The 14,968-nt window shown below is 70.4% G+C and carries 13 protein-coding genes and 1 other RNA gene; 12 read left to right on the top strand and 2 right to left on the bottom strand.

Annotated features, from left to right (window positions below; translation table 11 throughout):
• Window positions 1-88 precede the first annotated feature (88 nt).
• The 4 genes from ACZ5WE_RS06350 (at window position 89) to ACZ5WE_RS06335 (ending at window position 6,176) form a co-directional block, all read left to right on the top strand.
• Window positions 89-1,720: a serine/threonine-protein kinase gene (locus tag ACZ5WE_RS06350; protein WP_467694916.1), complete on the top strand. Its 1,632-nt coding sequence runs from the start codon at window positions 89-91 to the stop codon at window positions 1,718-1,720.
• A 142-nt stretch (window positions 1,721-1,862) separates the two neighbouring features.
• The gene (locus ACZ5WE_RS06345) at window positions 1,863-3,098 is read left to right on the top strand and encodes a serine/threonine-protein kinase (protein WP_467694918.1); all 1,236 of its coding nucleotides are present in this window, start codon (window positions 1,863-1,865) and stop codon (window positions 3,096-3,098) included.
• Between the two features lie 1,011 nt (window positions 3,099-4,109).
• Window positions 4,110-5,216: a peptide chain release factor 2 gene (prfB, locus tag ACZ5WE_RS06340; protein ID WP_467694920.1), complete on the top strand. Its 1,107-nt coding sequence runs from the start codon at window positions 4,110-4,112 to the stop codon at window positions 5,214-5,216.
• 291 nt (window positions 5,217-5,507) lie between these two features.
• A complete protein-coding gene (locus ACZ5WE_RS06335) occupies window positions 5,508-6,176 on the top strand; it encodes an LPXTG cell wall anchor domain-containing protein (protein WP_467694922.1) in 669 nt (222 codons plus the stop codon).
• Between the two features lie 148 nt (window positions 6,177-6,324).
• Here ACZ5WE_RS06335 and ACZ5WE_RS06330 read toward each other — a convergent pair whose 3' ends face one another.
• Entirely contained in the window at window positions 6,325-6,516 is a 192-nt protein-coding gene (locus ACZ5WE_RS06330; protein ID WP_467694924.1) for a hypothetical protein, read from the bottom strand.
• Between the two features lie 240 nt (window positions 6,517-6,756).
• Here ACZ5WE_RS06330 and ftsE point away from each other — a divergent pair, with 240 nt between their 5' ends.
• The 8 genes from ftsE (at window position 6,757) to dacB (ending at window position 13,664) form a co-directional block, all read left to right on the top strand.
• Window positions 6,757-7,446 carry a cell division ATP-binding protein FtsE gene (gene ftsE, locus ACZ5WE_RS06325; protein ID WP_030788113.1) on the top strand — a complete coding sequence of 230 codons (690 nt, stop codon included), beginning with the start codon at window positions 6,757-6,759 and terminating at the stop codon, window positions 7,444-7,446.
• A gap of 30 nt (window positions 7,447-7,476) precedes the next feature.
• Window positions 7,477-8,394 (top strand): permease-like cell division protein FtsX, encoded by a 918-nt coding sequence (ftsX, locus tag ACZ5WE_RS06320; protein WP_467694926.1) that lies wholly within the window; start codon window positions 7,477-7,479, stop codon window positions 8,392-8,394.
• A 78-nt stretch (window positions 8,395-8,472) separates the two neighbouring features.
• Window positions 8,473-9,654 carry a S41 family peptidase gene (locus ACZ5WE_RS06315; RefSeq protein WP_467694928.1) on the top strand — a complete coding sequence of 394 codons (1,182 nt, stop codon included), beginning with the start codon at window positions 8,473-8,475 and terminating at the stop codon, window positions 9,652-9,654.
• 18 nt (window positions 9,655-9,672) lie between these two features.
• Entirely contained in the window at window positions 9,673-10,194 is a 522-nt protein-coding gene (smpB, locus tag ACZ5WE_RS06310) for an SsrA-binding protein SmpB (RefSeq protein WP_467694930.1), read from the top strand.
• Between the two features lie 120 nt (window positions 10,195-10,314).
• Window positions 10,315-10,703: a transfer-messenger RNA gene (ssrA, locus tag ACZ5WE_RS06305) on the top strand.
• A gap of 182 nt (window positions 10,704-10,885) precedes the next feature.
• Entirely contained in the window at window positions 10,886-11,158 is a 273-nt protein-coding gene (locus ACZ5WE_RS06300; RefSeq protein ID WP_467694932.1) for a hypothetical protein, read from the top strand.
• Window positions 11,155-11,955, top strand: a complete 801-nt coding sequence (locus ACZ5WE_RS06295) for a collagen-like domain-containing protein (RefSeq protein ID WP_467694934.1) — start codon at window positions 11,155-11,157, stop codon at window positions 11,953-11,955. Before ACZ5WE_RS06300 ends, ACZ5WE_RS06295 begins: the two co-directional genes overlap by 4 nt.
• A gap of 116 nt (window positions 11,956-12,071) precedes the next feature.
• Window positions 12,072-13,664, top strand: a complete 1,593-nt coding sequence (dacB, locus tag ACZ5WE_RS06290; RefSeq protein WP_467694936.1) for a D-alanyl-D-alanine carboxypeptidase/D-alanyl-D-alanine endopeptidase — start codon at window positions 12,072-12,074, stop codon at window positions 13,662-13,664.
• Here dacB and ACZ5WE_RS06285 read toward each other — a convergent pair.
• Window positions 13,588-14,874, bottom strand: a complete 1,287-nt coding sequence (locus tag ACZ5WE_RS06285; protein WP_467694938.1) for an MFS transporter — start codon at window positions 14,872-14,874, stop codon at window positions 13,588-13,590. The genes dacB and ACZ5WE_RS06285 overlap by 77 nt on opposite strands.
• Window positions 14,875-14,968 lie beyond the last annotated feature (94 nt).

Raw genomic sequence — 14,968 nt, 5'->3', positions numbered from 1 at the left:
GGCGGCACTAGAGTGGGTCGGAACATCTTCCGGCGGGTAGCCGGGTCCGAAGACACCAGCCAGATCAGCAATCAGCAGGGAGCATGACGTGCGGCCGGTAGGCAGCAAGTACCTGCTCGAGGAGCCGCTCGGGCGCGGCGCCACGGGCACCGTCTGGCGAGCCCGCCAGCGCGAGACCGCGGGTGCCGAGGCGGCCGTTCCCGGCCAGCCCGGCGAGACCGTCGCGATCAAGGTCCTCAAGGAAGAGCTCGCCAACGACGCGGACATCGTGATGCGATTCCTCCGCGAGCGATCCGTGCTGCTCAGGCTCACGCACCCGAACATCGTGCGGACCCGCGACCTGGTCGTCGAGGGCGAGCTCCTGGCCCTCGTCATGGACCTGGTGGAGGGCCCGGACCTGCACCGCTACCTCCGCGAGAACGGCCCGTTCACGCCGGTCGCGGCGGCCCTCCTGACCGCCCAGATCGCCGACGCCCTCGCCGCGAGCCACGCGGACGGAGTCGTGCACCGGGACCTGAAGCCCGCGAACGTCCTGCTCAAGCAGGATGCCGATGGCTCGATGCACCCGATGCTCACCGACTTCGGCATCGCGCGCCTCGCCGACTCCCCGGGTCTGACCCGCACCCACGAATTCGTCGGTACGCCCGCGTACGTGGCGCCCGAGTCCGCCGAGGGCCGCCCGCAGACCAGCGCGGTCGACATCTACGGCGCGGGCATCCTTCTGTACGAGCTCGTCACCGGAAGTCCGCCCTTCGGCGGCGGCTCGGCCCTCGAGGTCCTGCACCAGCACCTGAGCGCCGAACCGCGCCGCCCCTCGACGGTCCCGGACCCGCTGTGGACGGTCATAGAGCGCTGCCTCAGCAAGAACCCCGACCACCGCCCCAGTGCCGAGAACCTCGCGCGCGGCCTGCGGGCCGTCGCGGACGGCGTGGGCGTGCACGCGTCCAGCGCGCAGATCGCCGCGGCGGAGGGCGTGGGCGCCCTCCTGATGCCCGACCCGGACCCCGCCATGGTGCCGGGGACGGCCGGAGCCGCCGATCCCACCCAGGTGCTTCCGAACAACGCGGGCTCGTACGACCCGAACGCGGCGACGAGCCTCATGCAGAACACCGGCTCCGGCCCCGGCGCGGGCAACCACGGCGCGGCCGACCCGACGGCCGTCATGCCGCCGGTGCCGCCGAACCAGCCCGGGGCCGACCCGAACGACCCGCACCCCTGGCAGAACCAGATGCGGGCGGCCCGCGACCGCAACGAACAGACGCAGGTCCAGTCGTACCTGGACCCCAACGAGGACCCGCTGCGCCGCCGCCGTCCCCAGCGCCAGGTGCAGCAGCCGCAGCCGCAGCAGCGCCCCCAGCAGTACGCGCCGCAGCAGCAGCGTCAGCAGTACGCACCCCAGCCGCAGCCCCAGCAGCCCCAGCAGCCGCAGCGTCAGCAGTACGCGCCGCCGCAGCAGACGCCGCCCCAGCAGCCGCCCGCGGGACGGCCGCCGCGTGAGCCCAGGCAGCGCGGCTCGAACCCGAACCGGATGAAGATCCCGGGCCTCGGCTGCCTCAAGGGGTGCCTCTTCACGCTGATCATCCTCTTCGTGGCGAGCTGGCTCGTCTGGGAGCTGAGCCCGCTCCAGGAGTGGATCGGCACGACGAAGGGCTACTGGGAACAGCTGACGGACTGGTACGACACGGTTTCCGGCTGGATGGGGAAACTGGGCGGTAAGTAGCAGCTCACCGGTCAGTGATGGACGAATCCCCTGCCGACTCTGGGGATTTGTCGACACCTGCGGGGTGATTTCTGCTCCTGGAGTGAAGGTTGGCGTCGGGGCCGCGTAGTTTTGTCGCCAACACGCATCCGTAGGAGCAGTCTTGGCACGCAAGATCGGCAGCCGGTACACCGCCCACCAGATCCTTGGTCGGGGCAGCGCCGGCACGGTGTGGCTCGGCGAGGGGCCCGAGGGTCCCGTCGCCATCAAGCTGCTGCGCGAGGACCTGGCGGCCGACCAGGAGCTGGTCGGCCGCTTCGTCCAGGAACGCACGGCTCTGCTCAGCCTCGACCACGTGCGCGTGGTGGGCGTCCACGACCTGGTGGTCGACGGGAACGACCTCGCCCTGGTCATGGACCTCGTCCGCGGTACGGACCTGCGCACCCGCCTCGACCGTGAGCGCCGCCTCGCCCCGGAGGCGGCGGTGGCGATCGTGGCGGACGTGGCGGACGGCCTCGCGGCGGCGCACGCGGCCGGGATCGTGCACCGTGACGTCAAGCCGGAGAACGTCCTGCTCGACATGCAGGGCCCGCTGGGCCCCGGCGGCTCGCACCCCGCCCTGCTCACGGACTTCGGCGTCGCCAAACTGATCGACTCCCCGCGCAGGACCCGCGCGACGAAGATCATCGGTACGCCGGACTACCTCGCCCCCGAGATCATCGAGGGCCTGCCCCCGCGTGCGGCGGTCGACATCTACGCCCTGGCCACGGTCCTGTACGAGCTGCTCGCGGGCTTCACCCCCTTCGGGGGCGGCCACCCCGGAGCGGTCCTGCGCCGCCACGTCACGGAGACCGTGGTTCCCCTCCCCGGCATCCCGGACGAGCTCTGGCAGCTGATGGTCCAGTGCCTTGCGAAGGCGCCGGCGTCCCGCCTGCGTGCCTCGGAGCTCGCGGCGCGGCTGCGGGAGCTGCAGTCCCTTGTGACGGGGATGCCGCCGCTGGACGTGGACGAGCCGGAGACGGAGCCGCTGCCGGAAGAGGCGGAGGAGGAGCCGGTGCCGGAGCCCACCCCGGGCGCCCCGCGCCGCGGGGCGGTCCCCCTCGTCCCCGGTTCGTCGCCCGACTCGAACCGCGACACCCACACCTCCATGCGCGTCCCCGGCCCTGACGAGCTCGCCGGGGGCGCCCGAGGCACGGCCCGCGCCCCCCGCGCCGCCGGGGCGGCCCGCCCCGGCTCGGCCCGCCACCGCGCGTCGGCCCGCCGTCGCAGGATCACGCTCGGCGTGGCGGGAGCGGTGCTTGTGGCTGCCGCCGGGATCGGTACCTGGGCGGCCACGAGTGGCGACGACGCCGACGCGAAGCCCCAGGACACGGAGAACTCGGCCCCTTCTACGCCATAACTGGCACCCCCCGGCCCCCGGACGCCTCCGGCCTCGCGGCCCCGCCGGACGCCTCCGGCCTCGCGGCCCCGCCGGACGCCTGCGGCCTCGCGGCCCCGCCGGACGCCTGCGGCCTCGCGGCCCCGCCGGACGCCTGCGGCCTCGCGGCCCCGCCGGACGCCTCCGGCCCCCCCGAACCCCGTGGGGCGGCGCCCTGCGGTTCGGTCATCCCTACCCCGCCGCTTCGCGCCGGATCTTCCCCACCCACCCACCCGTTCACCCCGCATCGGTCCGGACCCCGTGGGGTGGCGCCTTGTCGTGCGGCTGCCCTGTCCCGCCGCTTCGCGCCGGATCTCTCCCGCCCACCCACCCGTTGACCCCGCATCGGTCCGGACCCTGTGGGGTGGCACCTTGTCGTTTGGTTGTGCCTGTCCCGCCGCTTCGCGCCGGATCTTTCCCGCCCACCCACCCGTTGACCCGGGGTAATCGGGTGGGTGGGCAGCATCCGCCGCGAAGCGGCGGGACAGGACAGCCCGAACGCCGCGGGCGCGGCGCATGGCCCTCGGCCGTGTCGTCAGGCGCGCGACTGCGGCGCATCGTCCTCGGCCACGTCGTCAGGCGTGTGGCAGCGGCGCACGGCCCTCGGTCGTGTCGGCAGGCGGGCCGCGGGTGGTCTGCGGCCCTCGGACGCGTAGGCAGGGGGCGGGGCCGGTGCGTGCGGTTTGTCTTCGCGTGCAGGGGTGGTGCCGGGCGATCGGGTGGGTGGGTGGGAGACCCGCCGCGGAGCGGCGGAGGAGAGCCCCGACCCGCAGGCCAGGCCTTGGCGGAGCTCAGCCTCGGCCCGCAGGGCAGGTCTTCGTGGAGCTCAGCCTCGGCCCGCAGGGCAGGGCTTGGCGGAGCTCGGCCCGGCCCGCAGGGCAGGGCTTGGCGGAGCTCGGCCCGGCCCGCAGGGCGAAGGCTCCGGGGCCCGGGGACATCCGCTCCCCAGGCCGGGAGGCCGGACCGCTTGCGCCCAGCCGTTAGGCTGGACCCGTGGCAGTCGTCGATGTATCCGAAGAGCTCAAGTCCCTCTCCTCGACCATGGAGTCGATCGAGGCCGTCCTGGACCTCGACAAGCTGAGGGCAGACATCGCCGTGCTCGAGGAGCAGGCGGCCGCGCCGTCCCTGTGGGACGACCCGGAAGCGGCACAGAAGATCACCAGCAAGCTGAGTCACCTCCAGGCGGAGGTGCGGAAGGCCGAGGCCCTGCGCGGGCGTATCGACGACCTCAGCGTGCTCTTCGAGATGGCCGAGGAGGAGGACGACTCGGACACCCGCGCCGAGGCCGAGACCGAGCTCACGGCCGTCAAGAAGGCGCTGGACGAGATGGAGGTCCGCACCCTCCTCTCCGGTGAGTACGACGCCCGTGAGGCGCTCGTCACCATCCGCGCGGAGGCCGGCGGCGTGGACGCCTCGGACTTCGCCGAGAAGCTGCAGCGCATGTACCTGCGGTGGGCCGAGCGCCATGGCTACAAGACGGAGCTCTACGAAACCTCGTACGCGGAAGAGGCCGGCATCAAGTCGACCACCTTCGCCGTCCAGGTCCCGTACGCCTACGGCACGCTCTCGGTCGAGCAGGGCACGCACCGTCTCGTCCGCATCTCGCCCTTCGACAACCAGGGGCGCCGCCAGACCTCCTTCGCCGGAGTCGAGATCCTCCCGGTCGTCGAGCAGACCGACCACATCGAGATCGACGAGTCCGAGCTGCGTATCGACGTCTACCGCTCGTCCGGTCCCGGCGGCCAGGGCGTCAACACGACCGACTCCGCGGTCCGCCTGACGCACATCCCCACCGGCATCGTCGTCTCCTGTCAGAACGAGCGCTCGCAGATCCAGAACAAGGCCAGCGCGATGAACGTCCTCCAGGCCAAGCTCCTCGAGCGCCGCCGCCAGGAGGAGCAGGCGAAGATGAACGCCCTCAAGGGAGACGGCGGCAACTCCTGGGGCAACCAGATGCGTTCGTACGTCCTGCACCCGTACCAAATGGTCAAGGACCTGCGCACGGAGTGCGAAGTGGGCAACCCCGAGTCCGTGTTCAACGGCGAGATCGACGGTTTCCTCGAAGCCGGAATTCGCTGGCGCAAGCAGCAGGAGAAGTAAGCGCCGCTTTATCGACAAGGCAACGTAGAACAACGCAAGGCAACTGCCGCCCATGAGGCGGCAGTTGCCTTTTACGTCACAGTCACATCTCCGTAGGCCGGTCAACTGCTGCTATTTCAGACATCGCGCACGCAACGACCTTGACGTGTCTGGGGAAACTGGAAAGGCTAGCGAGCGGCATGCGTATCTCTGGGGCGCGTGTGATCTGTGGGGGCGGATTGAGCGCTCCTGACGAAACGCAGTCCCGGACGCTGCCTCACTGACGATTCAGCTACTGGGGGTAGCAGCCAGATGACCAAGAAGACGCGGATCCGCGTAGCGCGAATAGCGGCTGGTGCGGTGATCGCCGCCGGCGCTTCGCTGACCGCCGCCGGTGCCGCCTCGGCCCTCGACGTGGGTGTCGACCTCGGCGGTGCCAGCGCCAGCGCCAGCGCCGACGAGAACGGCATCGGTGTCGACGTCGGTCTGGGTGAGGACGACGACGAGCCCACCGACGGGCCCACCGAGCCCACGGCGATCCCGACGGAGCCCACCGAGGAGCCGACGGAGCCGACCGAGGAGCCCACCGAGCCCACGGAGGAGCCGACCGAGCCCACCGAGGAGCCCACGGAGCCGACCGAGGACCCGACGGAGCCCACCGAGGACCCGACGGACCCCTCGGACCCGGGTACGCCCACCGAGGACCCGAGCGACCCCGGTAACGGCAGCGGCACCGGTGGCAACGACAACGACCCCGACGGCGGCTCCAACCCCGTCGAGCAGGGCAAGGGCAAGGACAGCCTGACCGACACGGGGTCCACCCCGGTCGAGCAGGGTGACAAGGCCGACAAGGGCGAGCTCGCCGAGACGGGCGCCGCCGAGACCACGTTCCTGCTGATCGGCGCCGCGACGATGATCGCCGGCGGCATCGGCTTCCGCATCCTGCCGCGCTTCGTCGGTAACCGCGGCGCCACCGCCTGATAAAGGGCAACCGCCTGATAAAGGGCAACCGCCTGATAAAGGGCAAGGGCATCGCGTACGAGAGCGTATGCGGCGCATGACATGACAGAAGGGCCCGGAGCAGCCAGCTCCGGGCCCTTCTGGTGTCCTGGCTCGCGCCCGGGGCGCGCTAGGCGGTCTGCTGCGCCAGCAGGGCCACCGCCGCGATCAGCACCACAAGCACCCCTATCAGGGCCGCAGGGCTGAGACCGCCTAGCGGTCCCTCCTGCTGCAGGCGCTCGCGGCTGGCCCGGCAGACGGGGCATCGGCCTTCACTCACGGGCCCCGCGCAGTTCGCGCACACCAACCTGTCATGGGTCATGCGCTCCTCCTCCCGCACAGTTACAGCCTGCCCAACGCTGGAGGGAACCCAACCGTTCCCCCTACCACTGTGCCAGCTTCCACGAATTTCGGCGCGGCCCGCCCGCCCTCGTCGGTTTCAGACTGTTACGTTCCGTGGTATATCCGCGACAATCCGCGCAACTCAGGACGCTGACTGCGCTCGCGTACCGGCTTCGCGTATGGTCACGCTCACCTACCCCCGGCGACCCGTGGTGCATCCGTGATCCGATTCGACAACGTCTCCAAGGCCTACCCCAAGCAGACCCGGCCCGCCCTCCGGGATGTCTCTCTGGAGATCGAGAAGGGCGAGTTCGTCTTCCTGGTGGGCTCATCCGGCTCCGGAAAGTCCACCTTCCTGCGGCTGGTCCTGCGCGAGGAGCGCACCAGCCACGGCCAGGTGCACGTCCTCGGCAAGGACCTCGCGCGCCTCTCCAACTTCAAGGTGCCGCACATGCGGCGCCAGTTGGGCACCGTCTTCCAGGACTTCCGCCTCCTTCCGAACAAGACCGTGGGCGAGAACGTCGCCTTCGCGCAGGAAGTCATCGGCAAGTCCCGCGGCGAGATCCGCAAGTCCGTACCCCAGGTCCTCGACCTCGTCGGTCTCGGCGGCAAGGAGGACCGGATGCCCGGCGAGCTCTCCGGTGGTGAGCAGCAGCGGGTGGCGATCGCGCGAGCCTTCGTCAACCGCCCGAAGCTCCTCATCGCCGACGAGCCGACCGGCAACCTCGACCCGCAGACGTCGGTCGGCATCATGAAGCTGCTCGACCGGATCAACCGGACCGGCACGACGGTCGTCATGGCGACCCACGACCAGCAGATCGTGGACCAGATGCGCAAGCGGGTCATCGAGCTGGAGAAGGGCCGTCTCGTCCGCGACCAGTCGCGCGGCGTTTACGGCTACCAGCACTGACGCCCCGTACTGATCCACTGAAAGGACGCCATGCGCGCCCAGTTCGTCCTGTCGGAGATCGGCGTCGGTCTCCGCCGGAATCTCACGATGACCTTCGCGGTCATCGTCTCCGTGGCCCTCTCGCTCGCCCTGTTCGGCGGCTCGCTGCTCATGCGCGACCAGGTGAGCACGATGAAGGGCTACTGGTACGACAAGGTCAACGTCTCGATCTTCCTCTGCAACAAGGCCGACGCGGAGCAGGACCCGAAGTGCGCCAAGGGCGCGGTCACGAACGAGCAGAAGGAACAGGTCAAGACGGACCTGGAGAAGATGCCCGTCGTCGACAAGGTCGAGTACGAATCGGCCGACGAGGCGTACAAGCACTACAAGGAGCAGTTCGGCGACTCCCCGCTGTCCAGCTCCCTCACGCCGGACCAGATGCAGGAGTCGTACCGCATCAAGCTGAAGGACCCGGAGAAGTACCAGGTGGTCGCGACCGCCTTCTCCGGGCGTGACGGCGTGCAGTCCGTGCAGGATCAGAAGGGCATCCTGGAGAACCTCTTCGGGCTGCTCAACGGCATGAACTGGGCGGCGCTCGCGGTGATGGCGCTGATGCTCGTCGTCGCGCTGATGCTGATCGTCAACACGGTGCGTGTTTCGGCGTTCAGCCGGAGACGTGAAACCGGCATCATGCGGCTCGTCGGCGCGTCCAGCTTCTACATCCAGATGCCGTTCATCATGGAGGCCGCCGTCGCCGGGCTCATCGGTGGCGGTTTCGCCTGCGGAATGCTCCTCGTGGGGCGGTACTTCATCATCGACCACGGCCTCGCGCTCTCCGAGAAGCTGAATCTGATCAACTTCATCGGGTGGGACGCGGTCCTCGCCAAGCTGCCCCTGGTGCTCGCCATCAGCCTGCTGATGCCCGCGCTGGCCGCGTTCTTCGCGTTGCGCAAGTACCTCAAGGTGTGACAAGCCCCGCCTGTTCTGAAGGGCGCCGTACGGTTCAACCGACCGTACGGCGCCCTTCGTTGTCCTAGACTCACCGGCATGTCAGGCCCCGACCGGTTCTGCGACCGGCTCTCCCGGCCCCGCCGTATCCGCCGCGGGGCGGCCCTGACGTTGGTGTTCGCGAGTGTGCTCGCCACCGGTGCGGCCACCGGATCCTGGAGCGAGGCGTCCGGCGAAGGCCGGAAGTCACCTGCGCCGCCCATCCGTTCCGTCGCCTCGTCCGGTGACGCCGCCGACGAGGCGGCCGACGCCGCGGCCGAGGCGATGGCCGACGGCAAGTCCGGCAAGAAGGCCGCGGAGGACGTCGTCAGCCGCAGCGGCGACCGCTGGGGTTCGGTGTACTCCCCTGGGGAGTACCAGGAGTTCGAGCAGGCCCTCGACGGCGCGTACACCGGTGTCGGTCTCTGGGCCAGGCGCGGGGACGACGGACGCATCGAGGTCTCGCGGGTCCAGCGCGGCGGCCCCGCCGAACAGGCCGGCATCCGCGAGGGCGATCAGCTCAGGAGCGTCGACGGCAAGCGCGTTGCGGGACGTCCCGTCACCGATGTCGTGTCCCTGTTGCGCGGCGCCCGCGCCGGCACCCCGGTCGAGCTCGGCCTGGAGCGGGGCACGCGCGCGTGGACCGAGACACTGCACCGGGCCCGCCTCTCCACGGACTCCGTCACGGTCACGCAGCTCGCGGGCGGCGCCGTCATGATCAAGGTCGAGGCCTTCACCAAGGGGGCGGGCGAGCGTGTGCGGTCCGCGGTACGTCACGCCCCCGAGGGCGCCGGGATCCTGCTGGACCTGCGCGGCAACTCCGGGGGCCTGGTGTCGGAGGCGGTCACCGCGGCTTCGGGCCTCGTCGACGGCGGCCTGGTGGCCACGTATGACGTACGCGGCCGGCAGAAGGCCCTGCACGCCGAGCGGGGCGGTGACACCACCAGACCGGTGGTCGCGCTGGTCGACGGCGGCACGATGAGCGCGGCCGAGCTGCTCACGGGCGCCCTGCAGGACCGTGGCCGCGCGGTCGTGGTGGGCTCGAAGACCTTCGGCAAGGGCTCGGTCCAGATGCCGAGCCGGTTGCCCGACGGCTCGGTCGCCGAGCTGACGGTCGGGCACTACCGCACGCCTTCGGGGCAGGCGGTCGACGGCCGGGGTATCACCCCGGACCTGGAGGTCGAGGACGGGGCCGAGATGCGGGCCGAGACAGTATTGACTGGCCTCGGACCCCCCTCGTAGTGCGAAAATGGCCGCACTATGGCGAAAGAAAAGGTAAAGCGGAAGGCCGCGAAGGCCGCCGAGAAGGCCCCCACCCGGAAGATGATCGCGCAGAACAAGAAGGCGCGGCACGACTACCACATCATCGACACGTACGAGTGCGGCCTCGTCCTGATGGGCACCGAGGTCAAGTCGCTGCGGATGGGCAGGGCCTCCCTGGTGGACGGCTTCGTGCACATCGACGGCGGCGAGGCGTGGCTGCACAACATCCACGTCCCTGAGTACGTACAGGGCACCTGGACCAACCACTCCGCCACGCGGAAGCGCAAGCTCCTGCTGCACCGGGCGGAGATCGACAAGCTGGAGTCGAAGTCGCAGGAGACGGGTCACACGATCGTGCCGCTGGCCCTGTACTTCCAGGACAGCCGGGTCAAGGTCGAGATCGCGCTGGCCAAGGGCAAGAAGGAGTACGACAAGCGCCAGACGCTCAAGGAGAAGCAGGACCTGCGCGAGACGAACCGCGCGGTCGCGGAGGTCAAGAAGCGCCAGCGCAGCGCCTAACCGGGCGGGTCCCCGTGGGTCCTGGCGGGCCGCGCGGGAATTGGCTGGCCCCGTCGGGCGTTGGTCACGTACGATGGGCACTGCCCCGCACAGCCGGGGCGGCTATTGAAAAAACAACATGGGGATGATCGGTTTCGACAGCGGATGTCGAAGCAGGGGAAGCGAGCCGAGGAAGCGGCAATGATCTCGTAAACCATATGTCGCAACCAATAATCGCCAATTCCAAGAGCGATTCCCAGTCCTTCGCCCTCGCTGCCTAATAAGCAGTGAGTGAAGGACCCTTAATGGGTGTCAGCCCGGGGGTGTTCCCGACCCGGACCCTGGCATAATCTAGGGAACTAAACCATCGAGCCCGGTCACGGGGTTCGATGGGAAATCAAACAGTGACTGGGCCCGTCGGAGACTTGTTCGCGAGATCACCGGGGCCGAGAAAATCGAAGCGAACTGCGCTCGGAGAAGCCCTCCTTTTGCACCGTTGGACGCGGGTTCGATTCCCGCCATCTCCACAGTTCCCATGTGAGGTTGAAGCCTCCCGGCCACCGGCCGGGGGGCTTTTTCCGTGTGCGGGGCACGGAACCGTCGGGGCACATCCTCTGGGCATGTGACTCGTTACTGCATCCGAGTGCAGGTTCCCGAACGGCCGGGCGGCACGGAAGTCCGGCCGAGTACGCAAGGTGCAGGAGGCAGTCGCTTGGATGCCACCATCACTCTCTTAGGTTCCCTTCTCGCCAGCCTCGGTGTTCTGGGCGCGGCAGTGGTGGCCTATCTCGGCAAGCGCGGTGAGAACGCGCTCATGGGCTACTCAAGCCTCACGGAAAAGCTACAGACCGAGCGAGACCGGCTGGAGCGCCAGGTCGCCGAACGCGACACGAAACTCGCCGAGTTGAACGCTCTGCACGCTCACGACCAGAGCGAGATCGCCCGGCTGCTCATCGACAACCACCGGCTCGGAGGCACTCCGTGATCCAGCTCGAGCGACTCCTGGCCCGCCGTTGGCGCACTGTGTTCCTCGTCTGTGTGCTGGTCGCGCTCTGCGGTGTCGCGGCGCTGCTCTGGGCCCGCATCGACGCCGGTGACCGCCGAGCCGACCGGCTCTCCACCGAGGCGGACCGGCGCGGCGAGGCCGTGTCCACCCTGGCCCGTGACGTACGGACCCTGCGCGCGCAGGTCCGCTCCCACGGCGACACCCCGGCCGCGCCGGACCCCTCGGACGCCGTCGAGGATCTCCTGTCCCGGGTGCGGGTGCCCGGTTCGCCCGGCGCCACCGGATCACCGGGCGAGGACGGGAAAGCGGGCGAGAAGGGGACGCCGGGGGACGGCGGCAGGAAGGGGGAGCGAGGCGATTCGGGAGAGGCCGGTGAACCGGGAGCGTCCGGTGAGCCCGGCCCGGCCGGGGCCGACGGCGCCGACGGCGCGAACGGCGATCGGGGCCCGGAAGGACCGGCGGGGGCTGCGGGCCCCCCGGGCTCCAACGGTGCCGATGGCGCTGACGGCTCCCGTGGCTCCGACGGCGCGGGCGGCGCCGCGGGTCCCGAAGGCCCAGCGGGCCCCGCGGGCCCGCGCGGCGAGCGCGGACCCAAGGGCGAGGCGGGCGACGCGGGCCCCACCTGCCCCGACGGCTACAGCCTCCAGCAGTCACCGGGCGACCCCGACGCCCTGGTCTGCCGCCGAAACGGCGTGACCCCGGCAGACCCGGCCCCCGCGATCCTGCTCCTGGCCACGCTGCTACCCCGTCGCCGCACGCCGGAGGGGCCGGGCTGAGGTGGGGCTGGGGTAGGACTGAGGTTGGGCCCCCGACGGGAGTGATCCGCGAGAGCGCCCACCTGGCCGGAGTGGGGACTGTCGCGGGGCGGCGGAGTCGGGGATGCTGCTGGGTCATGAGTAGACCCGTGAGACGCGTCAACGCCCGTATGCGCCACTGGATCTGGCCCGCCGTGCTCGGCGTCGCGGCGGCCACCCTCTCCGTCAGCTCGCCGGCCGGGGCGGACTCCGACCGCAGCGGCCTGCCCGAAGCCATCGACACCATCCTCGGCGACCCCCGGATGGAGGGTGGGGCGGCGAGCGTCGTCGTCGCTGATGCCGCGTCAGGTGACGTGCTCTACCAACACCTGCCCAGCGGGCGCCTGATGCCCGCGTCCAACACCAAGCTCCTCACGTCGACGGCCGCCATGGAGCGGCTCGGACCCGACCACCGCTTCACCACCGATGTGCTCACCGACGGCAAGCGGCGCGGCCCCACCCTCTCCGGAAACCTGTATCTGCGCGGCACCGGCGATCCGACGACCCTCGTCGAGGACTACGAACGACTCGCCGCGAAGATCGCCGACTCGGGCGTCCGCAAGGTCTCGGGGCGCCTCGTCGCGGACGACACCCGGTTCGACGACAGGCGCATCGGCGACACCTGGGCCGGCGACGACGAATTCGCGTACTACGCCGCTCAGATCTCCGCCCTGAGCGTCGCCCCGGACATCGACTACGACACCGGCACGGTCATCGTCGAGGCCGCACCCGGCGCGAAGGCCGGGGAGAAGCCGCGGGTGGCCCTGACGCCCAAGACGGACTACGTGGACGTCGAGATCGCCGCCAAGACCGTCCCCGCGGGCGGCGAGGACACGCTCACCATCGAGCGTGAGCACGGAACGAACACCATCACGGTCACCGGAACCGTTCCCGTGGGAGGAGATGCCACCAAGGAGTGGATCACTGTCTGGGAGCCGACCGGATACGCGGCGGCGATCTTCCGGGACGCGCTGAAGGCGCACGGCGTGCGGGTGAGCGGGCCGACAAAGGCCGGGCTCCCCACCCCCAAGGGCGCGCGGCAGCTCGCGTCGCACGACTCGATGCCGCTGAAGGAGCTGATGATCCCCTTCATGAAGCTCTCCAACAACATGCACGCGGAGAACCTCACGAAGACGATGGGGTACGAGGCGACGGGGCGGGCCGGCAGCTGGCCGGACGGTCTCGCCGCCATCAGCGGCTACTTGAAGACGGCGGGTGTCGATCCCGGCAAGCTGCGCCACGTCGACGGCTCCGGCCTCTCGCGCAAGAACAACGCTCCCGCCGACCAGCTGATCAAGCTGCTGCTCTCGGCGAAGGGCGAGCCCTGGTACACCGACTGGTACAAGTCGCTTCCGGTGGCCTGCGACCCGGACAAGTTCGTCGGCGGCACCCTGCGTACACGCATGTGCGGGACCCCGGCGGCCCTCAACGTACGGGCGAAGACGGGGTCGTTGACCGGGGCGTCCGCTCTTTCGGGGTACGTGAAGGATGCCGGCGGGCGTGAGCTGGTGTTCAGCATCATCCTGAACAACTACATGCCTGCGTCGGTGAAGGCCCTGGAGGACGCGATCGTCGTGACGCTCGCCAAGTCGACGGAGGACAGGGCCGTGTTGGTCAGGCCGCGCTCGGAGCGTGTGGCCGAGCCGAGCGGGGACCTGGAGTGCTCGTGGCGCAAGCCTGCGCGATGCTGAGCAGCAGCGCGCAGCACGCGGCGGCGACCGGAACGGCGTAACCCCTGGCGGGACTCAGGTGCTCGACCACCCAGCCGCCGCCCGCGGCGCCGCAGGCGATGCCCCCGAGGAGACCGGTGACGGCGAGGGTCATGCCCTCGTTCAACCGGCCCTCGGGGGTGCGCTGTTGGATCAGGGTCATGCCGGTGACCATCGTCGGGGCCGTCGCCATTCCGGCGGCAAGGAGAGCCCCGGCGAGCAGGAGGAGCGAGCCGGTGAGCAGGGCGGCCAGGAGCGGCAGCGTCATCAGGGCCGCCATCGCCACGGCGCGCAGGATGTGGCGGCGATGCGCGGGCCCGCCCGGCTTGAGCGTTCCGTAGAGGAGGCCCGCCGCGCAGGAGCCCGCGGCCTGGGGTGCGAGGATCGCGCCTGCGGCTGCCTTGTGGCCCTGGGCGTCGGCGTAGGCGATCGTCACGACCTCCATCGAGCCGAAGACGGCGCCGGTGGCGAGGAAGGCGGCGAGCAACGTGGGCATCCCGCGCGCGTGGAGGGGCGACTTCTCCTTGACCGTCGTACGTCCCCGGGCCGGCGGTTCCGTCCCGCGCTGGGCGGCGAAGAGCAGGACGCCGGTCAGGAGCAGTACGACTCCGATGAGGGTGCCCGCCTCGGGGAAGAGCGCCCCGCACAGGAAGGCCGCGAGGACGGGGCCGAGCATGAAGCACAGCTCGTCCGCGGCCTGTTCGAAGGAGTTGGCGGTGTGCACGGCCCGCTCGTCGCCCTTCAGGAGGTGGGCCCAGCGGGCCCGGGACATGCCGCCGGTGTTGGGGGTGGTGGCCGTCGCGGCGTACGCGGCGAACAGGGTCCAGTCGGGCGCTCCGTAGCGCACGCAGAGCAGTAGCGCGAGCGAACCGAGCGCGGCGATCGCGGTGGCGGGGACGGCGATCCGCGCCTGGCCGTGCCGGTCGACGAGCCGTGCGGTCCAGGGTGCCACGACGGCGGTCGCGGCGAGGCCCGTGGCGGTGACGGCGCCGGCGAGCGCGTACGAACCGCGTGCTCCGGCGATCATGATGACGGCGCTCACGCTGAACATGCCCATGGGGAGGCGGGCGATGAGGTTGCCGGTGGTGAAGGCGGTGGCTCCGGGTATCCGGAAGAGGCGGGCGTACGGGTTGCGACGGGGTGCGTGGGGTGGGTGGGGTGTGCGGGGCGCGTGGGGTTCGGCGGGCGGCATGCGATCACCCTCACCGGGGCGGTGGTGCGGGGTCCAACACCTTCTGGGGCCCAACTCACGCACTTCCGTTGTAAGTTCCCGGGGTGACAGGAGA

It is taken from the genome of Streptomyces sp. NPDC033180 (assembly GCF_055577645.1).
The sequence above is the reverse complement of the archived record's forward strand: the minus strand, read 5'-3'. Positions and strand labels throughout refer to the sequence as shown.